The sequence below is a fragment of the Actinoallomurus iriomotensis genome (assembly GCF_030269445.1).
GTDB lineage: Bacteria > Actinomycetota > Actinomycetes > Streptosporangiales > Streptosporangiaceae > Actinoallomurus > Actinoallomurus iriomotensis.
In genome coordinates, this window is record NZ_BSTJ01000004.1 from 510,677 (window position 1) to 532,754 (window position 22,078).

19 protein-coding genes are annotated in these 22,078 nt (G+C 71.3%); 10 read left to right on the plus strand and 9 right to left on the minus strand.

What is annotated here, in order from left to right; all coding sequences use genetic code 11:
* Positions 1-51: 51 nt before the first annotated feature.
* Together QSK37_RS19670 and QSK37_RS19675 are read right to left on the minus strand one after the other, a co-directional pair.
* Positions 52-1,626 (minus strand): aldehyde dehydrogenase (NADP(+)), encoded by a 1,575-nt coding sequence (locus QSK37_RS19670; RefSeq protein ID WP_285623021.1) that lies wholly within the window; start codon positions 1,624-1,626, stop codon positions 52-54.
* 9 nt (positions 1,627-1,635) lie between these two features.
* Positions 1,636-2,847 (minus strand): CaiB/BaiF CoA transferase family protein, encoded by a 1,212-nt coding sequence (locus QSK37_RS19675; protein ID WP_285623024.1) that lies wholly within the window; start codon positions 2,845-2,847, stop codon positions 1,636-1,638.
* A 186-nt stretch (positions 2,848-3,033) separates the two neighbouring features.
* On the opposite strand from QSK37_RS19675, the gene QSK37_RS19680 reads away from it, so the two are divergent.
* Complete coding sequence (locus QSK37_RS19680; protein ID WP_285623027.1) at positions 3,034-4,086, plus strand: LacI family DNA-binding transcriptional regulator; 1,053 nt, start codon at positions 3,034-3,036, stop codon at positions 4,084-4,086.
* A gap of 29 nt (positions 4,087-4,115) precedes the next feature.
* On the opposite strand, the gene QSK37_RS19685 is transcribed toward QSK37_RS19680, so the two are convergent.
* The 4 genes from QSK37_RS19685 to QSK37_RS19700 all read right to left on the minus strand — a co-directional run bounded on the left by QSK37_RS19685 (position 4,116) and on the right by QSK37_RS19700 (position 8,535).
* On the minus strand, positions 4,116-5,321 hold the full coding sequence (locus QSK37_RS19685) for a fumarylacetoacetate hydrolase family protein (protein WP_285572211.1): 1,206 nt from the start codon (positions 5,319-5,321) through the stop codon (positions 4,116-4,118).
* Between the two features lie 4 nt (positions 5,322-5,325).
* Positions 5,326-6,105, minus strand: coding sequence for an enoyl-CoA hydratase/isomerase family protein (locus tag QSK37_RS19690; RefSeq protein ID WP_285623030.1), 780 nt, complete (start codon positions 6,103-6,105; stop codon positions 5,326-5,328).
* Between the two features lie 10 nt (positions 6,106-6,115).
* The gene (locus tag QSK37_RS19695; protein WP_285623032.1) at positions 6,116-7,237 is read right to left on the minus strand and encodes an ABC transporter substrate-binding protein; all 1,122 of its coding nucleotides are present in this window, start codon (positions 7,235-7,237) and stop codon (positions 6,116-6,118) included.
* Between the two features lie 116 nt (positions 7,238-7,353).
* Positions 7,354-8,535 (minus strand): hypothetical protein, encoded by a 1,182-nt coding sequence (locus QSK37_RS19700; protein WP_285623034.1) that lies wholly within the window; start codon positions 8,533-8,535, stop codon positions 7,354-7,356.
* 232 nt (positions 8,536-8,767) lie between these two features.
* On the opposite strand from QSK37_RS19700, the gene QSK37_RS19705 reads away from it, so the two are divergent.
* The 6 genes from QSK37_RS19705 (at position 8,768) to QSK37_RS19730 (ending at position 15,902) form a co-directional block, all read left to right on the plus strand.
* A complete protein-coding gene (locus QSK37_RS19705) occupies positions 8,768-9,592 on the plus strand; it encodes an FHA domain-containing protein (RefSeq protein ID WP_285623036.1) in 825 nt (274 codons plus the stop codon).
* A 199-nt stretch (positions 9,593-9,791) separates the two neighbouring features.
* The gene (locus tag QSK37_RS19710; RefSeq protein ID WP_285623037.1) at positions 9,792-11,360 is read left to right on the plus strand and encodes an N-acyl-D-amino-acid deacylase family protein; all 1,569 of its coding nucleotides are present in this window, start codon (positions 9,792-9,794) and stop codon (positions 11,358-11,360) included.
* A gap of 11 nt (positions 11,361-11,371) precedes the next feature.
* On the plus strand, positions 11,372-12,793 hold the full coding sequence (locus QSK37_RS19715) for a GntT/GntP/DsdX family permease (protein ID WP_285623040.1): 1,422 nt from the start codon (positions 11,372-11,374) through the stop codon (positions 12,791-12,793).
* Entirely contained in the window at positions 12,790-13,524 is a 735-nt protein-coding gene (locus QSK37_RS19720) for a serine hydrolase (RefSeq protein ID WP_285623042.1), read from the plus strand. Before QSK37_RS19715 ends, QSK37_RS19720 begins: the two co-directional genes overlap by 4 nt.
* Positions 13,525-13,671: 147 nt before the next feature.
* Positions 13,672-14,697, plus strand: a complete 1,026-nt coding sequence (locus tag QSK37_RS19725; protein ID WP_285623044.1) for an alpha/beta hydrolase-fold protein — start codon at positions 13,672-13,674, stop codon at positions 14,695-14,697.
* Positions 14,694-15,902, plus strand: coding sequence for an alpha/beta hydrolase (locus QSK37_RS19730; RefSeq protein WP_285623046.1), 1,209 nt, complete (start codon positions 14,694-14,696; stop codon positions 15,900-15,902). Before QSK37_RS19725 ends, QSK37_RS19730 begins: the two co-directional genes overlap by 4 nt.
* Here QSK37_RS19730 and QSK37_RS19735 read toward each other — a convergent pair.
* Positions 15,883-16,074 (minus strand): hypothetical protein, encoded by a 192-nt coding sequence (locus tag QSK37_RS19735; RefSeq protein ID WP_285623048.1) that lies wholly within the window; start codon positions 16,072-16,074, stop codon positions 15,883-15,885. The genes QSK37_RS19730 and QSK37_RS19735 overlap by 20 nt on opposite strands.
* Positions 16,071-16,469 (minus strand): hypothetical protein, encoded by a 399-nt coding sequence (locus tag QSK37_RS19740; protein ID WP_285623050.1) that lies wholly within the window; start codon positions 16,467-16,469, stop codon positions 16,071-16,073. Before QSK37_RS19740 ends, QSK37_RS19735 begins: the two co-directional genes overlap by 4 nt.
* A 100-nt stretch (positions 16,470-16,569) precedes the next feature.
* On the opposite strand from QSK37_RS19740, the gene QSK37_RS19745 reads away from it, so the two are divergent.
* Together QSK37_RS19745 and QSK37_RS19750 are read left to right on the plus strand one after the other, a co-directional pair.
* Complete coding sequence (locus tag QSK37_RS19745; protein ID WP_285623053.1) at positions 16,570-20,286, plus strand: RHS repeat-associated core domain-containing protein; 3,717 nt, start codon at positions 16,570-16,572, stop codon at positions 20,284-20,286.
* Complete coding sequence (locus QSK37_RS19750) at positions 20,279-20,641, plus strand: hypothetical protein (RefSeq protein WP_285623056.1); 363 nt, start codon at positions 20,279-20,281, stop codon at positions 20,639-20,641. Before QSK37_RS19745 ends, QSK37_RS19750 begins: the two co-directional genes overlap by 8 nt.
* 127 nt (positions 20,642-20,768) lie before the next feature.
* On the opposite strand, the gene QSK37_RS19755 is transcribed toward QSK37_RS19750, so the two are convergent.
* A complete protein-coding gene (locus tag QSK37_RS19755) occupies positions 20,769-21,041 on the minus strand; it encodes an HD domain-containing protein (protein ID WP_285623059.1) in 273 nt (90 codons plus the stop codon).
* A 483-nt stretch (positions 21,042-21,524) separates the two neighbouring features.
* On the opposite strand from QSK37_RS19755, the gene QSK37_RS19760 reads away from it, so the two are divergent.
* Positions 21,525-22,070, plus strand: coding sequence for a hypothetical protein (locus tag QSK37_RS19760; RefSeq protein WP_285623062.1), 546 nt, complete (start codon positions 21,525-21,527; stop codon positions 22,068-22,070).
* The last annotated feature ends 8 nt before the right edge of the window (positions 22,071-22,078 follow it).

Consider the following 22,078-nt stretch of genomic DNA (forward strand, 5'->3'; position numbering starts at 1 on the left):
GTGAGCCCGCGCCGGCCGGGCGCCCCACGGGATCGCCCGGCCGGCGCGTCCCTAGCGGCGGGCGCCGTCGATGCGGCGCGGCAGGCCGTAGGCGTTGTCGTCGGACACCTCGGGCGGGAGCAGTTCGGCGGGCACGTTCTGGTAGCACACCGGACGCAGGAACCGGCGGATCGCGAGCGTGCCGACCGAGGTGGTGCGCCCATCGGAGGTCGCCGGGTACGGTCCGCCGTGCACCATCGCGTGGGTGACCTCCACGCCGGTGGGCCAGCCGTCGAACAGGATGCGTCCCGCCCGTTCCTCCAGCAGCGGCAGCAGCGCCGCCGCGACCTCCCGGTCGCCCTCCCCGTGGTGGACCGTCGCGGTCAGCTGGCCGCGCAGCGCCGCGGCCACCTCGCGCAGCTGTTCCGGGTCACGGCAGATCACCACGGTGGACGCGGCGCCGAACGCCTCGTCCTGGAGCTCGGGACGCCCGAGGAAGACGTCGGCCGCCACGGAGAACAGCCGCGCGACGCCGGCGTTCTCCCCCTCTCCCGGAAGGCCCGCGCAGAGCTCCCGTACGCCGTCGGTCGCCAGGAGGCCGGCCGTGGACCGTTCGTAGGCGGCGTGGATGCCCTCGGTGAGCATGGTCTGCCCGGTCGTCGCGGCGAGAACGCGCACCGCGGTGGCGAGGAACTCCGTCAGCTCCGGGCCGTCGACGGCGACGATCAGACCCGGGTTGGTGCAGAACTGACCCGCTCCCAGGGTCAGGGAGCCGGCGAACCCCTCGGCCAGCCCGGCGGCGCGTTCCCGCAGCGCCCCCGGCAGCAGGAAGACCGGGTTCACGCTGCTCATCTCGGCGTACACCGGGATCGGCACGGCGCGGGCGGCGGCCGTCCGCTGCAGGGCCAGGCCGCCCGCCTGCGAGCCGGTGAACCCCACGGCGCGGATCCGCGGGTCGGCGACCAGTGCCTGCCCGACCTCGTTGCCCGCCGCGAAGAGCAGGGAGAACACGCCCTCGGGCAGCCCGCTGTCGCGGACCGCGTCCGCCACGGCGGAGCCGACGAGTTCGGAGGTGCCGAGGTGGGCGCTGTGCCCCTTCACCACCACGGGGCAGCCCGCGGCCAGCGCCGACGCGGTGTCGCCGCCCGCCACCGAGAAGGCCAGCGGGAAGTTGCTCGCCCCGAACACCGCCACCGGGCCGACCGCCAGATGACGTTGCCGCAGGTCGGGCCGTGGAGCGGGCCTGCGGTCGGGCAGGGCCGGGTCGATACGCGTGTCCGCCCACTCCCCCGCCCTTACCTCGTCGGCGAAGAGGCGGAGCTGGGCGGTGGTGCGGTCGCGCTCGCCGCTGATCCGGCCGCGTGGCAGGCCGCTCTCGGCGACCGCCCTGTCGACCAGTTCGTCGCCCAGGTCCTCGATGCGTTCGGCGATCCGCTCCAGGAAGGCGGCCCGTTCCCCGGGCGACGTCGACCGGTACGCGACGGCGGCCGAGGCCGCGCGCTCGCAGGCGTCCGCGACGTCCTCATCCGTGCCCGTGCCGTAGGCGGGCTCCAGGGACGCGCCGGTACGGGGGTCATGCGACGTGATCGCCGGACCGGATCCCGGACGCCGTTCGGCGCCGATGAACATGGTTCCCTTCAGGGGCATGAGTGTTCCTTAGAGAGGGTTGCGGGCGGCCGGGCGCGCGCGGACGATGACCTGGTCCTTCGCCAGCCGGTCGATCCGGTCCTCGCTAAGGCCCAGTTCGCGGAGCACCTCGTGGCTGTGTTCGCCGTTGACCGGGGCCGGCCGGTCCACGGCCTGGGCGCTGCGCGAGAGCTTGAAGGGAAAGCCCGGCGTCGTCACGGTGCCCTCGGTGGGATGGTCGTAGGTGACGAACGAGCCGTTGTGAAGCACCTGGGGGTCGGTCAGCAGGTCGTCGTAGCCGTAGACCGGCCCGCACCACACTCCCGCGGCGCCGAGTTCCTCGATCCACTCCGTGGTGGTCCGCTTGCGCAGGTTCTCCTCCACCAGCGTGGAGATCGCCTCCCGTTCGCGGAAGCCGTCGCGCTCCGCCTCGTACGCGGCCAGGCGTGGGTCCTCCATCAGCCGGGCCAGGACGGCGGGCTCGGCGAACGAGAGCGCCAGGTAGCCGTCGCCGGTCGGGAAGATGCCGTAGGGCGCGCGGATGTAGCTGTGCGCGTGGATCGCCTCGCCTCGGGTCTGCGGCACCCCGCCCACCGTACGGACGCTGATCTCCTGCATCTGCGCGGCGATGATCGCGTCGAGCATGTTGACCTGGACCAGCTGCCCCTCCCCCGTCCGCTGCCGGTGGAAGAGCGCGGCGAGGGCGCCCTCGAAGGCGGAGTAGGCCGCGAACGCGTCCACCAGGAAGTACGGGGCCGGGGTCGGGGGCTCGCCCGGCCGCCCGGCGCTGAAGAGGGCCCCGCTCATCGCCTGGAGCAGGACGTCCTGCCCGGGGCGCCGGGCGTACGGCCCGGTCTCCCCGTACCCGGAGATGGACACGTAGACCAGGTCCGGCTTGACCGCGCTGAGGGTCTCGTAGTCCACGCCGAGCCGCTGGGCGACGCCGGGCCGGTAGTTCTGCAGGAACACGTCCGCCGTGGCCACGAGGTCGCGCAGCAGCCGGCCGCCCGCCTCGGACTTCAGGTCGATCGACAGGCTGCGCTTGTTGCGGTTGAGCGACAGGAACGAGGCGTTGACCTCGTTTCCGCGGGCGCCGCCGGCGGCGGCGTGCCGCTGCCACTCGCCACCCGGCGGCTCGACCTTGATCACGTCCGCGCCCAGATCCGCCAGCTTCATGGCGGCGAACGGCCCCGACATCGCGATGGACAGGTCGAGGACGCGAATTCCTTCGAGAACCTTCATGAACCGCCTCTTCACCCAGCGACTGAAAGCACGAGCGTTCCAAGGTCATGTTAGCGCTATCGTCAGCGCTAACAAAAGAGCGGCCCAGGAATGGACAACGGCCACGTGACGCCGGAGCCGGGTGCGTAGAGTTGGGCCGACAGCGCTGGGCCTCCCGGCCGGCGGCGACACCGAGGAGAGCGACAGATGAGCCGTCAGGACGGAGCGATGACCTCGCCCCGCCGCCGCTCCGCCACCCGCTCCGTGACGCTCCAGGACGTCGCGGAGCTCGCCGGGGTGTCCGCCCAGACGGTCTCCCGGGTGCTGCGCGTTCCGGACGAGGTCAGCCCGCACACCCGAGAGAAGGTCGAGACCGCCATCCGCGACGCCGGGTACGTGCCGAACCTGTCCGCTCGCAACCTCGCCTCGAACCGCAGCAAGATCGTGGCGACGGTGATCCCCTCGCTGTCCGCCTCGATCTTCTCCGAGACGCTGACCGGCCTGTCCTCCGTCCTGGCGCCCGAGGGGTACCAGCTGCTGCTCGGCTACACCGACTACGACGACAAGCGGGAGGAGGAGCTCATCCGCTCGCTGCTCGGCCGGCGGCCGGACGGGTTCTTCATGACCGGCACCCTCCACAGCCCGGCGGTGGTGCGGATGCTGACGGCGTCCGGCGTCCCCGTTGTCGAGACGTGGGACTGGACCGACACCCCGCTCGACACTCTCGTGGGCTTCTCCAACGAGGAGGCCATGTACGCGATGGTGTCCTCCCTGCACGAGGCCGGATACCGGCGGCCCTGCTTCGTCGGCCGCCTGCACAAGGGCGACCACCGCTCGCGGCGCCGGCTCGACGGCTATCTGAGGGCCGTGGCGGACCACTGGCCCGGCGCCGAGCCGCGCGTGTTCGACGCCTCGGAGTATCCGCTGACCCTGGAGGCGGGCGGGCGCCTCCTGGAGGTCGTACGCCGGCTTCATCCGGAGTGCGACGTCCTGGTCTTCGCGACCGACGTCTTCGCCAACGGCGCCCTGCTGGCCGCGGCGGAGCGCGGCATCGCGGTACCCGACGAGATCGCGGTCTCCGGTTTCGGCGACTTCGAGCTGTCCCGGCTGATCCGGCCCGGCCTGACCACCGTCGCCCTGCCGAACACCACGATCGGCCAGGAGGCCGCCCGGATGCTGCTCCGCCGGATGCGCGGGGAGAAACCGGCCAGGCCCCACGTCGACCTGGGATTCGAGATCCGCCGCCGCGCCAGCGCCTGACCGGCGCGGCGGCCCCCAGGGGTCATCGGTCAGCGCAGCAGGCCGCGCCCGGCGAGGTTGGCCATCAGGGCGCGCACGCCGAACTCCCACGGGGCGCAGTCCTGCGCGTGCCGCACCTCGTGGACGAGGGTCCCGAGTTCCGGCGTGGAGATCCGTACGATGTCGCCCTGGTGATGCGTGAAGCCCAGGCCGGGCCGCTCCCGGTCCTCGACCGGCGCGAACATCGTGCCCAGCAGCAGGACGACGCCGTCGGGGTACTGGTGGTGGTCGCCCATGAGCTGGCTCACCAGGTCGGCCGGGTCCCGGCTGATCCGCCCGTGCGGCGACTCCCCGCTCATCCGGAAGCCGTCGGCGCCGACGACCTCCAGCCGGACGGTCGTCGACCGGATGTCGTCCAGCCCGAAGCCACCGTCGAAGAGGCGCACGAACGGGCCGAGCACGCACGAGGCGTTGTTGTCCTTCGCCTTGGGCAGCAGCAGCGCGGACCGGCCCTCGTAGTCGCGGAGGTTGATGTCGTCCGCGAGCGTGGCGCCGACGATGTCCCCCCGCGAGGAGACGACCAGGCCGACCTCCGGTTCCGGGTTGTTCCACTCCGACTCGCGCAGCACGCCCGCCCGGCTGCCGTGGCCCACGGCGGACAGCGGCAGCGCCTTCGTGAAGATCTCGGCGTCGGGCCCGATGCCGACCTCCAGGTACTGGCTCCACTCTCCGCGTGCCACCAGCCGCCGCTTGACCTCGGCGGCCTCGGGCGAGCCGGGGCGCAGCGAACGCAGGTCGCCGCCCAGCGCCTCCGCCAGTTCCGCGCGGATCGCCGCGGCGGCGCCGGGGTCGCCCTGGGCCCGTTCCTCGATCAGCCGCTCCACCATGGAGGCGGCGAAGGTGACGCCGGCCGCCTTGACGGGCTGGAGGTCGACCGGCGCCAGGAAGCGGGCGGCCCCGGGGTCGCCGGGCCGGTCGACGGTCGCCGCCAGCAGGTCGTCGACGCCGCCGACCCGGACGCCCGCCGCGGACCGCAGCGCGGCCGCGGGCTCGTCCTCCTCGCACAGGCCGGCCACGGTGGGGAACGCGGCCGAGACGTCGTACACGCCGTCCGCGCGGACGGCGGCCGGCGAGGGGCCGCCCGCCGCCGGGTTCCAGATCCGCGCGAGGAGGGCACCGGTCGTACCGTCCTGCGGCAGGGTGTTCGCGGCGCGCAGCCCCGACAGACCGGCGCTCTGGTCGATGTGGGTTTCCATGAATCTACTTTCGCTGGAAGACGGCGGGACGTCGCTCCCGGAAGGCCGCCCGGCCCTCGGCGGCGTCCTCGGTGGCGAAGCACACGGTCTGCAGGTCGCGTTCGTAGGTCAGCGCCTGGTCCAGGGGCATGGTCGCCGCCGCCCGCAGGTTGGCCTTGGCCGTCTCGGCGGCGATGGGGGCCCGGGAGGCGATGACCTCGGCCACGGCGTGCGCGCGGTCCAGGAGGTCCTCGGGCCGGGTCACCTCGCTCACCAGGTGCCACCGCTCCGCCTGTGCGGCCGTGATGGGCTCCCCGGTCATCAGCATCAGGGCCGCGTTGCTCTCGCCGATGCTCGCCCGCAGCAGGGCGGACATCCCGCCTCCGCCGACCCAGCCCAGTTTGATCTCCGGCGCGCCGAACCGCGCGGACTCGGCGGCGATCCTGATGTCGCAGGTGAGGGCGGTCTCCAGGCCTCCGCCCAGGGCCCAGCCGTTCACGGCGGCGATCAGCGGCTTGCGCAGGCGGCGCAACGAGTCGCAGTAGTCGGCGCGGTTGCGGAAGTCCCAGGGGGTGGCGTACGCGTCGAGTTCGGCGATGTCCGAGCCGACGCAGAAGGCGCGGTCTCCGCTCCCGGTGAGGATGACGGCCCGGACGTCGTCGGACGCGTTGCACCAGTCCGCCAGGCGCATCAGCTCCGCCGACATCTCCGCCGTGACGGCGTTCAGCTTCGCGGGGCGATCGAGGGTGATCACGGCGACGTGGTCACTCAGCGACCAGCCGATCTCCGGCACGGTGCTCTCCATGGGGTTCCTTTCAGCGGACGGCGGTCCGGTGGGCCCGTTCCAGCTCGTCGTACGTCGCGGCGGCGGCGCGCCCCGCCGACAGGTTCTCGCGGATCAGGGCGGACGCCGATGCCTGGAACGCGGTGTAGCCGGGGTGACGCGGGCGTACCCACGCGGCCTCCGTGGTGGCGAGGGTGCCGGAGTAGAAGCCACCGCAGGCCTCGTCCACGTCCGGGTCCGTCCACGCCTCCCGCCGAGCGGGCTGCCCCTCGTGCCACGGCAGGAACCGCCGCTGCGCGTCGGCGGACATCAGCCACGCGATGTGCCCTTTCAGCGCCTCCGACACCTGGGCCCGGCGCGAGACGGCGAGGCCGGTGCCCCCGAGCGTGGAGCCGAGCGGCCCACCGGGCGTCAGGCGGGGAACGTCGCCGAACCGCACGGGGTGGCCTGGCGCCGCCGCGTAATTCACGTACCCGTAGACGAACGGGCAGTAGGCCAGCGAGCCACGGGCGAGCCGTTCCAGCAGCGCGATCGGGTTGAGCCGGGCCGTCGCGGGGTCGCAGTGCGCGAAGGCGTCGCGCATCATCTCCAGCGCCGCCACTCCTGTCGGCCGGGACACGAGCGGTCCCTCCCCCGCGGTCCGCGCCGCCTCCCCCAGCCCCTGGCACAGAGAGAAGAAGGTCAGCAGCGCGTGCGGACCCGCGACGGACAGGGCGGACGGCACGCGGCGAACGGTCTCCAGGACCTCTTCCCAGGTACGCGGCGGCTCGGGCAGCGTCTCCCGGTGACACGCCGACACCTGGGTGGCGGCGTCCAGCGGCGCCGCCCACAGCCGCCCGCGCGCGGTGTACGAGGCGGCGCTCGCTCCGACCGCGGCGGCCCGCCACTCATCGAGCGCGGAGACGGGGAACAGGTCGTCGAGCGGCCGCAACGCGTCGGCGGCCAGCGCGTCGCCGAGGTGCGGGTGGTCCAGCACCACCAGGTCGTAGCGCGCGCAGAGGTCGCCGATGGGATGCGACTCGAAGCCCTCGAGCGGCTGGCTGTCCCAGCCGAGCGTGTCGCCGTGCGCCTCCCGCGAGAACCGCTCGGCCGCGGTGTTCAGGGCCACCGTGCCGCGCGGATGGTCCCAGGTGAGTCCTCGGTAGTCCGTCATAGCAAACCCTCGCAGTACGGCGGGGAAGTTAGCGCTGCCGTTAGCGCTAACTTAACAGACGTGCTTCCGGCCGCACCAGGCTCAGTGCATGGTCACCGCGCGCGGCCGGGCGGGTCCTACGACGTCTCGGCCATGGGCACGTCGGGCTTCTTGGCCTCCTGGTCGCCGCGCGACGCGACGACGAAGAAGACGATCGCGGCGATGAGCAGCGCCACGCCGGGGAGGAACCCGTTGTAGATCCAGGCGCAGATCCCGCAGATGATCTCGACGAACCCGGCCAAGTAGCCGTAGCCGAACAGCGTCTCCGGCTCGGGGTCCTTGCGGGCCGTACGTCCCGCGACGGCGGCGCCGTGCTTGGCCGCCGCGCCGGCCTCCCATGTGAGGATCTCGTCCGCCGCCTGCCGGGCGGCCTCCAGGGGCAGGGCGCGGTAGGCCAGGGGGACGAGCCGCGCCTCGTCCTCCGGCCGGCCGGCGCCACGGACCAGCAGCGCCAGCTCCCTGCCCCGGATCCGGCACTCCGCGACGCCCAGCGTGCGCAGACCGCCGATGATCTGTTCCGCCAGCGGGATCTGCGTGGCGTCGACGTTGGGCGAGACGTAGCCGTACCCGACGTCGCCGGCGGCGACCATGCCCTTGCCGAGCTCGGCCTGCGACGGGTCACGTTTGATCTGGATGCGCGGCAGCGCCGCGGAGAGCGGGACGAGCCACACCCGGCCGCGCGGACGCAGGGCGCGCCGTACGGTGCCCATCGTGAACGCGACCCCGTCGATCTCCCCGTCGACGACCCCGTAGACGTCGCCGAACTCCGGGAAGAGACCGCGCACCCGGTCGAGGAGCTCGGCGTCCGCGCGACGGTGACGCCAGCCGAGGCGGCTCGCCAGCCGCTCCCGTTCGGTGTTCGCCCGCCACCTCGGGAAGACCCGCGCGACGACGCAGGTCAGGAAGTAGACCAGGGTCAGCGCGGCCACCGCGCCGCCGACGACCGGCCAGCCGTGACCGACGTTGCGGACGAGCGCCAGCACACCGGTCACCAGGCTCACGACGGCGACGATCGAGAGGAAGCCGCAGGCGCCCATCGCGTAGTTGGACGCCCCCTGCGCGTCGCGCTCGCGGAACGCGCCGCTGACGGCGAGGAAGACGATGCCCAGCACCGCGCCGATGCCGACCGCGTACTTGCCGATCAGCCAGTAGAACGGCGCGGCGCCCAGGCACAGGACGAGGAGGGAGAGCATGCTTCGGCCGACGTTGTAGACGCGCAATGAGTTCTCCCCGACGCGGCGGCTGAACCGTTCCGCCACCGGCCGACCCGGCGACTTCGCGGGGACTCTAGTGAGCGACGTCTGAGGCCTCGCACCATTTCGTGCACGACTGTTCGCCGATTCGCGCACGTCCGTTCGCGCCGCGCCGGACCGTGCGGGGCGTCCCGGACGCCCCCGCGATCCGGGACACCGCCGAAGGTAGCGGTCTCGTCCGGGAGGGGTCCCGGCCGCGCGTGCCATCCTGGCCGCATCCCTGCTCGCGGAGGTCGATGTGGGCGATGGGCGGCCGGTTCCGGGCGGCCGGAGGCTTTCGGCGGGGCACGCCAGCCTGGCCCTCGGCGTGCCGCCGTCGACGCCGGGCATGATCTACGCCCTGGCCATCACCGGAGGCATCGTGGTCCGGCCGCGGGAGGGCCGCACCATCACCTTCGGGCGCAACCGCCCGAAGGTGCACCTGTGCATCGGCGAGGACGACCGGCGGATCAGCCGCCACCACGGCCTGCTGACCCGCCGCGACGAAACGTGGTGGGTACGGACCACGGGACGGCTGCCCGTCCGGTTCCCCGACTCGCGGCTGCTCTTCGCCGGGGACGAGGCCGTGCCGCTCGCCGAGGGCTACACGCCGTTGTTCGTCCGCGGTTCGAGCGGCCGGGAGCATCTGCTCGAGCTGTACGTGACCGGGCCGGACGAGCGGCGACCGGCGTCCCGGCACTCCGACCCGACCCAGCCGCCGCGCACCTGGCGGCTTTCGGCCGGCGAGCGGCTCGTCCTCGTCGCCCTCGCCCAGCGGTACCTGCTGTACGAGACGCACCCCCAACCGCTGACCTGGCAGCAGGTCTGTGAACACCTCGATGACCTTCAGCCCGACGCCGGCTGGACCGCCAAGAAGGTCGAGCACCGGGTCGCGGCGGTCCGCGCCCGGCTGTCGAGAGGCGGCGTGCCCGGACTCACCCGGGAGGAGGTCGGCGAGCCCGTCGGCAACGCGCTGAACCAGAACCTGATCCGCGAACTGCTGGAGAGCACCACCCTCGTCCCCCCGGATCTTGCCCTGCTCGACGACCCGATGACGGCCGACACCGACGAGGCCGCACGATAACGCAGGTCAAAGCCATGATCAACATCTTCGGGCCGTACCGGGTCCGACCGCCGGCCGGCCGGGCGGACCCGTTTGACGGCGGTCCGACATCTTGGTAGAAGTCCGTTCAGTAACTGTTTGCCCTAAAACAGCTTTTCGGGCAGGCAACGACGGCGAGGTCACCCCCCTGCCTGACCAGACCGGAGGTTGTTACCGCACGATGCCCGAACTCGACCTTGTCATCGCCGGCGGAAGCGTGCTGGACGGCACCGGAGCGGAGGCCGCGCCGGCCGACATCGGCATCGAGGGCGACCGGATCACCGCCGTCGCGGCGCCCGGAACCCTGTCCGGCGCCGACACCCTGGACGCGACCGGCCAGGTGGTGACGCCCGGCTTCATCGATCTGCACTCCCACGCCGACTTCTCCCTCCCGGCGCACCCCGCCGCGGACACCTGCCTCTTCCAGGGCGTCACGACGCTCGTCGGCGGCAACTGCGGCTTCTCCCCGTTTCCGGTCGCCGACGCGGAACGGCTGCGCCGGGCCGCGGCGTTCATGGGCCGCGAGGAACTGGCGTGGGACTGGACCGGCTTCCACGGCTACGCCGACTCCGTCGAGCAGACCGCCCCGGCCGTCAACCTCGCGGCCCAGGTCGGGTTGAACGCGCTGCGCATCGCCACCGTCGGCGACGACGAGCGGGCGGCGTCGCCGGACGAGCTCGCGGCGATGCGCCGGCTGATCGAACGCGCCGCCGAAGAGGGCGTGGTGGGCTTCTCCACCGGCCTCATCTACGCTCCCGGGACCTACGCGCCGCCGGCCGAGGTGACCGAGCTGGCGCGCACCGCGGCGCGGCTCGGCCTGCTCTACTCCACCCACATGCGCGACGAGGCCGACCGGCTGATCGACGCCGTCACCGAGGCGCTGACCACGGCGCGCGAGTCCGGCGTGCGCCTGGAGATCTCCCACCTCAAGGTGATGGGACGGGAGAACCACGGGAAGGTGCACGAGGCGCTGCGGCTGATCGACGAGGCCCGCGCGGACGGCGTGGACGTCACGGCGGACGTCTACCCCTACACCGCCTCCTCCACGACGCTGACCTCGCGGCTGCCGGGCTGGGCGCTCGACGGCGGCGTGGACCGGTTGCTGGAGCGGCTCGCGGACACGGAGGTCAGGCGCCGCATCGCCGCCGAGGCCCGGATCGACCCCGACGCCATCGTCCTCGCGCAGCTGCCACCGGGCCCGTACTCGGACTGGATCGGCCGGAGCCTCACCGAGCTCGGCGCCGAACTCGGCCTGGGCGGGGCCGAGACCGCCCTGGAGGTCCTCGCCGCGCACAACGGCTCGGCCGGCATCGTCAACCACGCGATGGCCGAGGACGACATGCGCGCGGTGCTGTCGCATCCGCAGGTCAGCGTCGCCAGCGACGGATGGACCCTCCGTCCCTCCGGTACTGGCCGGCCGCACCCCCGCAGCTTCGGCACGTTCGCCCGCGTGCTCGGGCGCTACGCGGGTGACTCGCGGCTGCTCACGCTCGCCGACGCCGTACGGAAGATGACCTGGCTGCCCGCGTCGCGGGCCGGGCTGACCGACCGTGGCCGGATCCGCGAGGGGCTGGCCGCCGACCTCGTCGTCCTGGACCCCGGCACGGTCCGGGACACCTCCACCTTCGACGACCCGTGGAACCTGGCGACGGGCGTACGCCACGTCGTCGTGAACGGCACCCCGGCGCTGCGCGACGCGGCCCTGACCGGAAACCGTCCCGGACGCGTGCTCCGGCGACCCAGGCCCTGAGGAGTCCCCCGATGAGTACGACCACCCCCGCCGAGAACACGGCGGCGGCCCCGGAGAAACGTGACCGGCGCCTGCCGATGATCGCCACCGGAGCGTTCGCGGTCGCGCTGGTGATCGGCATCGTGATCGCCGTGGGCGGCGCCAAGGCCGGGCTGTGGGGCCTGATCCCGATCTTCCTCTACGCGGTGCTCGCGCTCTTCGGCGTGGACGTGGTGCTCGCGACCGCCGGCGCGCTCATCGTCGCCGCGGTGATGACCCGGACCGGCCCGATCCCTCTCGGCGCCCAGATGGCGACGTCGCTCGGGTCGCTGGTCGCGGTCATCGGCGTGATCATTCTGCTGGGTTCGGCGCTCGGGCAGGTGACGCAGGAGACGGGCGCGGCGCAGGCGCTGATCAAATTCGTGATGGGCCGGATCGGGCTCAACACGCGCACGCGCGTGCAGATCGGCGTCATGGTCTCCTCGCTGATCATCGTCGGCGCGCTGGGCACGCTGGCCGGCGGTAACGCGATCCTGGCGCCGATCATCATCCCGATCGCGGCGCGCACCGGCTGGCGCCCGCCGGCGGTGGCGGCGATGCTGCACGCGGCCGGCGCGGCGGGCCTGATGACCGGCCCGTTCACGCCGCCCGTCGTGACGATCATGGCGGCGACGAAGCTGAGCTACGGCACCTACTTGCTCCACGCGGGCCTGCCGGTCGCGGCCGTGACGATCGTGACGGGCTTCTTCATGGCGCGCTGGATCCAGCGCCACACCGACCAGGAGTACACCGCCGCCGACGCGGCCGACAACACGGCCGAGACCGAACGCCCCGGCGCCCGCCGGGCCGCGCTGGTCCTGGCGCTCGTGCTGCTCGCCCTGGCGATCTACGGCATCGCCGAGAAGGCCGCCTACTCGTACGCCCTGGTCGTCATGATCGTCACCGCCGTCGCGACCGGGCTGGCGGGCGGGCTGGCGCCCAAGAAGATCCTGGACGCGATGTACACCGGAGCGGCGCGGCTGATCTGGCTGTTCCTGCTGTTCTGGATGCTCGATCCGATGCTCACGCTGATCGGGAAGACCGGCGCCTTCGACGCGGTCTTCGCCGACCTGAAGCCGGTGCTCTCCCACGCCGGGCCGTGGGTGTTCCTGATGCTCGTCGTCTTCCTCGGCTACCTCCACGCGGTACCGGGCGCCGCCGTCGCCCAGGTGGTTCTGGTCAACAAGTTGTTCGGCCCGGTGGGCGCGGCGCTCGGCGTCGCCCCGGCGGTGTGGGCGGTGGCGCTGCTCGGCACCTCCCAGGTCGACCAGCTCGGCCCGCTGCCGGGCGCCGACATGATCGGGCAGATGGGCCTGGCGCGCTCGTCCAGCCTTCGCATGATGCTGTTCAACGGCTGGGCGATCATCGTCACGAACACGGCGCTGTTCGCCCTGCTCTTCCTGGTCCTGACGTGAGTCTTCGCGCGTCGCTGGCCGAGCTGGCCCGGCCGGCCGGCGGCCGGGTGGGCGTCGTCGTCCGCCCGCTCGACGGCGCCGGAGAGACGATCGAGGTCGCGGCGGACCACCGGTTCACGGCGGCGTCATTGATCAAGCTGCCGATCCTGGCCGCCGCGCTCGATTCAGGCGTGCCGCTCGACGAGCGCCTCCCCGTACGGCCCGCCGTCCCGGGCTCCGGCGTGCTGGCCCACCTGGCCGACGTCGGTGACATGAGCGTCCGCGACCTGCTCACCCTGATGATCGCCGTCAGCGACAACACGGCGACGAACGTGCTCATCGACCGGATCGGCCGGGACGAGGTCAACGCCTGGTGCGCGCGCCACGGCCTGACCGCCACCGTGCTGGCCCGGCACATGATGGACTTCGAGGCGCGCGCCCGTGGCCTGAACAACCTGACCAGCGCCGCCGACGTCGCGACGGCGCTGTCCCGGCTCGCGGACTCTCCGTTCGCGGTGCGGGCGCTGGAGGCGCAGCAGTTCAACGACCGGCTGCCGCGTCACCTGCCGACCGGGTTCCGCCTCGCGCACAAGACCGGCGAGCTGACCGGCGTCCGCCACGACGCCGGTATCGTCTATCCGCCCGCCGGCCCTCCGGTGGTCGTCGCGGCGCTGACCGAGGGCGTCGCCGACGGCGCCGGCCTCATCGCCGAATGCGGCCGGCTGGTCTTCTCCGCCCTCACCCGCTCGTGACGCGCGAAGGTAAATGCGGCCTAACTCCGCGCTGAGGATCCTCTGACCCGCGCTCTCCTACTGTGGCGGCACGTACTCGCCAAGGGGGGAGCCGAGCATGTCCACCCGTGACCTCTCGCCCGGCAGGGATGACCGCGCGGCTCGCCGATGGGGCTGACCGGAGCCGGTTTCGTCGGGACGCTGATGGTCGTCGCGCTGGCCGCGGTGACCGCCTGCGTATGGCTTCTGCCCAGGTACTCCGGCGCCGGCCGCGCGCAGGTCGCGGCGCGCACGGGACTGCTGGCGGGCGGCCAGGCCGTGCTGCTGCTGGCGTTGCTCGTACTGATCAACTCCGGCATGCAGTTCTACTCGTCCTGGCGTGACCTGTTCGGGATGAACACCGGTACGGTGCGCGTCTCCGACCAGCGGCCCGGACCCGTCCCCGTCGCCGCGCCGTCGGTGAAGCCGTCGCGGGACGCCCTCACCCGCCGGCTGCCGGCCGCCGACGGGCGGCTGGACACCCTCCGGGTGCGCGGCGCGCGGTCGGGGATCTCCGCCCGCGTGTACGTGTACGTGCCACCGCGGTACGCGAGCGACCGGCAGCGGCGGTTCCCCGCCGTGCTGCTCCTCGACTCTCCGCGCGACGCGATCGTGCGGCGGCGCGTCCCCGCGCTGGCGGCGGCCGAGATCGCCGCCGGGCGGCTGCGGCCGATGCTGATCGTCATCGCGCCGGTCGGAGCCGGATGCGTGGACGCGCCGGGCCGCGCGCAGGGCGAGACGTTCTTCGGCCAGGACCTGCTCGCCACGGTCGGCGCGGCGTACCGCGTGAGCGGTGCCGCGAGCGGCTGGTCGGTCGCCGGAGTGCAGGGGCCGGCGGCGTACTGTGCGGCGCTCCTCGCGATGCGGCACTCCGACCGGTTCGGCTCGGCCGTCTTCACCGCCGCCGCGCTCACGCCTCCGGCGGGCGACCTGTACGGCGGCAGCCGAACCATCCGCGACGAGTACGACCCCCGCTGGCGGCTCCGGCACCGGCCGCCCCCGCCGATCAGCGTCGGCGTCGTCGGGGACGACGGGTTCGCCGCCGGGGTCCGGCCGCCGATGCGCGCCGACCCGCTGCCCCCGGCCGCCTGGCAGAGCCCGCCCACCGTGCTGCGCTGGCTCGGCGCCCACCTCGCCTCCGGGAGCACGTCGTGAGGCTCACCGGCGTTCCCCTGCAGATCACGGTCGTCGTCGTCGCGCTGGCCGCGATCGTCGCGACGGTACGGCTCGCGCCCCGGGTGTCGGGCGGGCGCGCCATGGACGTGCTGGCCCGGCTCGGCCTCATCCTCGGCTGCCAGCTCTGCGTGGTCCTGGCCGTGCTGGACGTGGCGAACGCCTCCTTCGACTTCTACGGCTCGTGGGGCGATCTCGTCGGCGTCCGCGCCAAGACCCGGAATCTCGCCGTTCCCCCGGCGAACGCCTCGGCCGCGAACCGGAGCGCGCTGGTCACCCCGGACCCGACCGCTCCGCGGTACCGGCTTCCCGCCGGGCAGGGCCGCATCGACTCCGTCGTCATCCACGGGACGCGTACGCTGATCAACGAGCGTGCGTTCGTCTACCTGCCGCAGCAGTACTTCGCGGCGTCGGACCGGACGCGCTTCCCGGTGCTCGTGGCCTTCACCGGGTACCCGGGCGACGCCCAGAACCTGATCACCCACCTGGGGCTGCCGAGGACGGTCGCGCAGGAGGTCGCCGCGGGGCGGATGCCGCCGACGATCGTCGTCATGCTCCGCTCGACGGTCGCGCCGCCGCGCGACACCGAGTGCACCGACATCCCGCACGGCCCGCAGGCCGAGACGTTCTTCGCCCAGGACGTACCGGTCGCCCTCGCCTCGGCGTACCGCACCGCCGACCGGGCGGCCGGCTGGGGCGCGATGGGCGACTCCACCGGCGGGTACTGCGCGGCCAAGCTCGTGATGCGGAACTCCGACCGGTACTCCGCCGGTATCTCTCTCGCGGGCTACTACCACGCGCTCCAGGACTTCACCACCGGCGACCTCTACGGCCGCAGCAAGGCGTACCGCGACGAGAACGACCTGCTCTGGCGGCTGCGGCACCTGCCCTCTCCCCCGGTCAGCATCCTGCTGACCACCAGCCGCGTGGGAGAGAAGGACTACGCGCAGACCCGGCGGTTCCTCGCGCTGACCCGCCCGCCGATGCGCGTCGCCTCCATCACGCTTCCGTTCGGCGGCCACCACTTCAGCACGTGGCGGCGTGAGCTGCCGCCGGCCCTGCAGTGGCTCGGCGCCCGGCTGGCGGGCGGAACACCGACCGGTTCCTTCACCGGCAGGCCGACGGGCCCGGGGACGAGTGGGGCCCCCGGGCCCGGCGGCCGATCTCTCAGCGTCGGGAGACGGTGATCGTTAATCCGGTCCTGACCTTGCCCGCGGACACGGTGACGACCGCAGCCCCCGCGCGGATGGCGTGGAGTGAGCCGTCCCGCTCGACCTTGACCACGCGGTTGTCGCCACTGGTCGTCTCCAGCCCGTCGGTCAGGACGGGCTGTGAACCATCGGAGTAGACACCGGTCACGGTGAGCCGCCGGCCGTCATCCTCGCGTTCCTGGCCACCTTCAGGCCCGTCAAGCGCTGCACGGTCACCGGCGAGTATGTCACGATCCCGTTCTCATCGATGATCGACGCGTACCATCCCTCGCTAGGCGTCTTCGCCCTGTAGCCGAAGGTGACGTCGCCCTTCAGCCTCGCGTCGTCCCGAACGTTGATCTGGTAGTCCTTGTCCGGGTCGAACCGGTGTGGTCGAGGATGTCGTGAACGGCACCGGTGTCCGCCGCGGAGGATGCCGGAGCCGCGTGAACCGTGGTCGATCGGAGATCGAAGATCACGGTGCGACCAGGTGTTCGACAGTGTCCTGGCAGCGCTCAGACTCGCGCTCCGGTCCCCTGAACCGAGGAGCGCCTCGCCCCGCACGCGGACGCACACTCGCATCGGTGATCGGTATCCGCTGTAATCAGAGGCATGTTCGGATACGGGGCATGCGTCTCTTCGGCACGCTCGGGGGCGAATCTCATTGGCTGAGGCGGAAGCGGCGGTCGGACTGTTCCGACCAGTGTTGCGGTTGTTCACCAGGCCCGTGGCGGCGGTTGCCAGGTCGGCACGCGGATTGGCCAAGCCATTGCGGTATGGGCTGCAGAAGGGCCGTGACCGGGCGGTGCCGTACTCGCGGCGGGTCAAGCGGGGCGATCCGGTCGATGTGAGCAGCGGTGAAGTGCTGATGCACCAGGTCGATGTCGAGTTGGCCGGGGTGCTGCCCTTGGTCCTCGAGCGTACGCACGTTTCCTCGTATCGGAACGGACGATTGTTCGGCTCGTCATGGGCGTCGACGCTGGACCAAAGGCTGGAGGTGGGCTCGGACGGAGTGCACTACGCCGCCGCCGACGGCGCGATTCTCACGTACCCTCCTGCGACGACGACGGTGTACCCGTTCGAAGGATCTCGATGGCCCTTGGAGCACACTGCTGACGGGTACGCGGTCGTAGATCCACCGCGCGGACGCACCCTGCATTTCCGGGCGACGGAGGAGAGCACGATCCTCCCGCTGACGGCCGTCAGCGATCGGAACGGGAACCGCATCGACTTTCTTTATGAGCGAGGCGTGCTGTCGGAAGTCCGCCATTCCGGTGGTTATCGGATCGGCGTCGACACCGGCGAAGGAGGACGCGTAGCCGCCCTGCGCTTGCTCGACACGGATGACGGCGACGCGGACGGGCACGTTCTCATGCGTTACCGCTATGACGAGTTCGGACATCTGACGGAGGTGATCAACGCCTCCGGGCGGCCGCTGCGATTCGAGTACGACGCCGATGGCCGATTGACCGGATGGATCGACCGGAACGGCTACTGGTACCGCTACACCTACGACGAATCGGGCCGGTGCGTACGAGGTGCGGGTAAGGACGGATTCCTGAACGCGACCTTCACCTATGACGTGCGCGGCGACGGTGACGTCGGTTCCGACCGTGCCACCGTGGTGACCGATTCATGCGGCGCGCCCACCACCTACCATTTCAACGCGCTTGGACAAGTGGTGGCCGAGGTCGGCCCTCAGGGCACCACCACGCGTTCGGAGCGGGACCACCAAGACCGCTTGCTGGCTCGTGTCGATCCGCTGGGCCACACAACCTCCTACACCTACGATGAGCAGGGTAACGTCGCCGCGATCGACCGCCCGGACGGCACGCGGATCTCCGCCGTCTACAACGAATTCGGCCTGCCCGTCGAAATCGTTGATCCGGACGGGGCGGTGTGGCGACGCGCGTACGACGAACGAGGGAATCTGGTCGCCGTCACCGACCCTTTGGGCGCGACGAACCGTTATGGCTACGACGAGCGCGGCCGCCTGACCGCGATCACGGACCCATTGGGCCGTACGACCCGGGTGTGGACGAACGCGGCTGGGCTTCCGGTCTCGGTGGCCGATCCGCTGGGAAACGTGACCCGGTACGAACGGGACTCGTTCGGACGAGTGTCCGCGATCATTGATCCTCTTGGGAACATCGCACGCTTTGGTTGGACGATCGACGGCCGGCTCTCTTGGCGGACCTGGCCCGGCGGCACCGTCGAACATTGGACGTACGACGCCGAGGGCAATCTCCTCGAACACCTCGATCGCGCGGGAAACGTCACCCGGTACGAGTACGTCTTCGACCAGCGCTCCGCGCAGACCGGACCGGACGGCGCACGACTGGAGTTCGCTTACGACACCGAGCTGCGGCTTACCGCCGTGACCGACCCGCAGGGATCCGTCTGGAAGTACGAGTACGGCCTCGCAGGCGTTCTAGCCCGGGAGACCGACTTCAACGGCAGGGAGGTCAGGTACGCGTACGATGCCGGCGGACGCCTGGTCGAGCGGGTCAGTGCCAGCGGACAGGTCACCCGCTATTCCCATGATCCGCTGGGCAACGTCGTCGAGCAGCGCTGCGGGGACGACGTCTCGTCATTCGGCTACGACCGTGCGGGCCGCATGGTCCGAGCGGTGAACGCCGACGCCGACGTCAGGTTCCAACGCGACGGACTCGGGCGCGTGACCGCCGAGGTCTGCAATGGTGAAGAGTTGTCCTCGGAGTACGACGCATCGGGTCTTCGGGTTCGCCGGCATACACCGTCCGGCGTCGAATCCGTATGGCGTTACGACCCCGCCGGTCGCCCGGTCAGCCTGCAGATGGCCGATCATGCGCTGTCATTCGCCTACGACGCGTCAGGCCGGGAGATCCGGCGCCTGATCGGCGACGTCGCGGTGCTCGATCAGCGCTGGGACGGCGACAACCGGTTGCGTTCACAGACGCTCTGGGGAAACCTCGGTCGGCGCGGAACGCCCGCACCCGCGTATCGGGCGGAGCCGGAATCCGCCGGGCAGATCCGCCCTCTGGAGCACCGTTCGTACGAATACGGTGCGACGGGGCGGATCGTCGGTATCGAGGACCAGGCCTTCGGGGCTCGCCGATTCACCCTGGATGCGAGTGGTCGCGTCACGAAGATCACCGCTTCTGAGTGGGCGGAACTCTATTCATACGATTCGGCCCAGAACCTCACCGCGAGCACGCAGGGCCCCAGGGGTGGTTCTGGGGCCGATTCGCTTGTCGAGCGCGAGTACGCCGGGACGCTCATCCGCCGCGCCGGGACGATGCGATACGAGCACGACGCCGATGGCCGGATGACTCTGCGCCAACAACGGCGGATGTCCGCCGGGCCGAAGACGTGGCGCTACGGCTGGGACGCCGACGACCGCCTCGTCCGCGTCGTCACCCCGGATGGGCAAGAGTGGCGCTACCGCTACGACGCGATCGGTCGTCGCATCGCCAAGCAGCGGCTCTCCCGCGACGGGAATTCCGTCGAGGAGCAGATCACCTTCGCCTGGGACGGGGTCGTTCTCGCCGAACAGGCCCACATGCGCGGCGAACCGTCGGGCGCCGCGGTGGTCCACGCCACGACTTGGGAGTACGCCCCTGGAGAGTGCCGTCCGATCGGGCAGGTCACTCATACGTCGCTGCGCGATGCGCCACAGGAGTCGATCGACCAGCGCTTCTACGCCATAGTGTCAGATCTCGTCGGCTCTCCGGCCGAACTCATCGACGCCGACGGACGCATCGCGCGGCGGCCTCGTTTCACCCTGTGGGGCGCATCCGCCTCCGGCGACGAGACATTTCCCTGCCCGCTCCGGTTTCCTGGGCAGTACTACGATGCGGAGACGGGGTTTCATTACAATCTTCACCGCTATTACGACCCGAACAACGGTCGCTACCTGAGCGCCGACCCCCTCGGACTCGTACCCGCGCCCAATCCTTACGGTTATACCACCAACCCGACCGCCCAGATCGACCCTCTCGGTCTCGTCCCGTATGAGCCAGAGCTTCATATGGCGCTCGGGCTCGGCGAAAACAACCTGCTTGAGAACTTCGCCAAATCCATCGACGCCCACACGTGGGAAGATCTTCCCTATAAGTGGTACATCAGCAACAAGTTCGAAAATGTATTTCTCAATATATTGAAGCATCCGAAGACCAAGCTCTCGTTCAACCTCACCGGCGTCGATGATCCGCTCATGTCGGTTTCCCGGGTAGAGCTTGATGGAGGAAAGGCCGGCCCTCTCAGCAGCCTGACCGATTGGGAGCTGTATCAGATCAGCAAGCATCCGGAGACCTGGCCGAAGATAACGTGGTACCGCCATCGAATGACCAGAGAGGGGGAGGTATATGACAAGAGAGTCGTGGAAAATCCCTATGCGTGAGATATTGGCACCGATCGCCTTCGATGCGACATTCCGATTGTGGCTCTATACGGTAAGTCACGGTCAGTTGCTGTTCAGGTCCACCGATGCCGAGCCCGGACGAAATGTCGACATCGTCTTCATGGGCGTTCAGCACATGAAGGTTCGATCGACCTACGATGGCCTGCTGTTGAGGGAGGCCGGCGAAGACCATGCATCCCGCCGCGCGGACGCGGCCGGCCAGACAGGCCTTGTCGTACTGCTCGACACTCCAGGCGACGACTATGTCGTGTGCAAGGCGTTCCGTATCAGCACGAACACGCTCGGGAGATTTCAAGTCGATTTCCCGGTCTTGTTCAGGGAGGCCGAGTCCTGATACAGAGGGCCTGACGCATCAGCGAAGCAAGGTGGAGGCCATCCACCTGCGCCGGCGCGCCAGGAGAAGCGGACCTCCCTCTCTGACGGCGCTCGCCTTCGTGGGCTTCGCGGAAGGTCCGACAGTCTCAGACGTCGTCCGACAGGCGGTCGTAGCGGTCGAGGAGGTCGTCGAGGGGCAGCACCGGTCCGTACGGGTCCTTCGCCGCGTCGTCCCAGCGGCGCAAGGCGATCGCGTCGGTCGCCCACGGGTGGACGCCGAACTCCGCGACCTCGCCGGGCGTCATGGGACCGCCCTGAGCGCGCAGCGACCGTACCGACACCGGGCTGAGCCCCGCATCGTAGTCCGGGTCCACGGCCACGAGATAACGCTTGGCCGGACGTGCTGCTCGATGGCCCACGCGATCCGCTCCGTCAGGCGCTCGCGGGCGAACGCGGCTCCGGCCTCCTCGTGCGGCATGCCCCGATGGCGTGCGGCGACGGCGCCCGCGCGGCCGATGTCGTGCAGGCGGCCGCGACGACGAGTTCGTCGTCGGCCCCCGCCTCCACGCGTGCACGGCCGTCTGGAGGGCGTGGGTGCGCTGTTCCACCGCCTCCCCGCCGTACGGCAGGTCGGCCAGGCCCTCGATCAGTTCGGCGAATTCGTCCCGCGTCAGCGGGCTCATGAGTCCTCCTTCGGCCGCACAACCTCCTCCGGCCCGGCGACGGCGCGGTGACGTCACGGTGGCCGTGCAGGTCCGGCGCGGTGACGAGCGTCCCTTTCCAGCGAGAGTTCGCGGCCTGTTCACGAGTGGGTTCGTGCCCCGAAAGGAGAGTCCGACCCGCACAACACCGGTCCCGCCGACCGTGGCAACCGATCCGATTATGCGAGCGAAAGAACGATCATGAAACTGAAGGTCACGGTCGCGGCGCCGGCGGGTGCCATCGCGCTGACTGCGGCGGCGTGCGGTGCGGCGAGCGGGAGTTCCGGGAGCGATGGCGGTGACACGCCGCGCTTCGCCGCCGTGCCGACCGAGCAGTGGCTGGACACCGGCCGCGTCTGGTGGGCGCGTACGGACCGGCCTGCGTCGCTGCGGACGTCGGGCCGGACCGCCCTCGACGGCGCGGCCGTTTCGCCGCTGCGCCCCGCCCCGCCCCGCCGAACCGGGACCGTCCGCGGTATGGCGGGCGATCGCCCGGCGAGTGGCGCGGGTCCGGATCCTGTCGGCGAGCCGTCTGGAGGCCGCCCTGGCCGCCGAGGGGCCGCCGACACGCACGACCTCGCCGCCGTGCTCGTCCTCGCCGAGGTCGGTGGCGGGGCGGTCCGCGACGTGTTCGGCCGGCCGCTGGACCTGGACCTGACCCGGCGCTGGAGCGGCGTGGTCGCCGCGACACCGGAACCCGCCGACGCCCTCCGTGTCGCGCACGCGGGCGATCCGGTGGGCCGGTAGTTCCGCGC

Excerpts from the sequence above, each read along its gene's own strand:
- QSK37_RS19670 (WP_285623021.1), bottom strand. The coding sequence starts at position 1,626 with ATGCCCCTGAAGGGAACCATGTTCATCGGCGCCGAACGGCGTCCGGGA.
- QSK37_RS19675 (WP_285623024.1), bottom strand. The coding sequence starts at position 2,847 with ATGAAGGTTCTCGAAGGAATTCGCGTCCTCGACCTGTCCATCGCGATG.
- QSK37_RS19680 (WP_285623027.1), top strand. The coding sequence starts at position 3,034 with ATGAGCCGTCAGGACGGAGCGATGACCTCGCCCCGCCGCCGCTCCGCC.
- QSK37_RS19685 (WP_285572211.1), bottom strand. The coding sequence starts at position 5,321 with ATGGAAACCCACATCGACCAGAGCGCCGGTCTGTCGGGGCTGCGCGCC.
- QSK37_RS19690 (WP_285623030.1), bottom strand. The coding sequence starts at position 6,105 with ATGGAGAGCACCGTGCCGGAGATCGGCTGGTCGCTGAGTGACCACGTC.
- QSK37_RS19695 (WP_285623032.1), bottom strand. The coding sequence starts at position 7,237 with ATGACGGACTACCGAGGACTCACCTGGGACCATCCGCGCGGCACGGTG.
- QSK37_RS19710 (WP_285623037.1), top strand. The coding sequence starts at position 9,792 with ATGCCCGAACTCGACCTTGTCATCGCCGGCGGAAGCGTGCTGGACGGC.
- QSK37_RS19715 (WP_285623040.1), top strand. The coding sequence starts at position 11,372 with ATGAGTACGACCACCCCCGCCGAGAACACGGCGGCGGCCCCGGAGAAA.
- QSK37_RS19725 (WP_285623044.1), top strand. The coding sequence starts at position 13,672 with ATGGGGCTGACCGGAGCCGGTTTCGTCGGGACGCTGATGGTCGTCGCG.
- QSK37_RS19750 (WP_285623056.1), top strand. The coding sequence starts at position 20,279 with ATGCGTGAGATATTGGCACCGATCGCCTTCGATGCGACATTCCGATTG.
- QSK37_RS19760 (WP_285623062.1), top strand. The coding sequence starts at position 21,525 with ATGAAACTGAAGGTCACGGTCGCGGCGCCGGCGGGTGCCATCGCGCTG.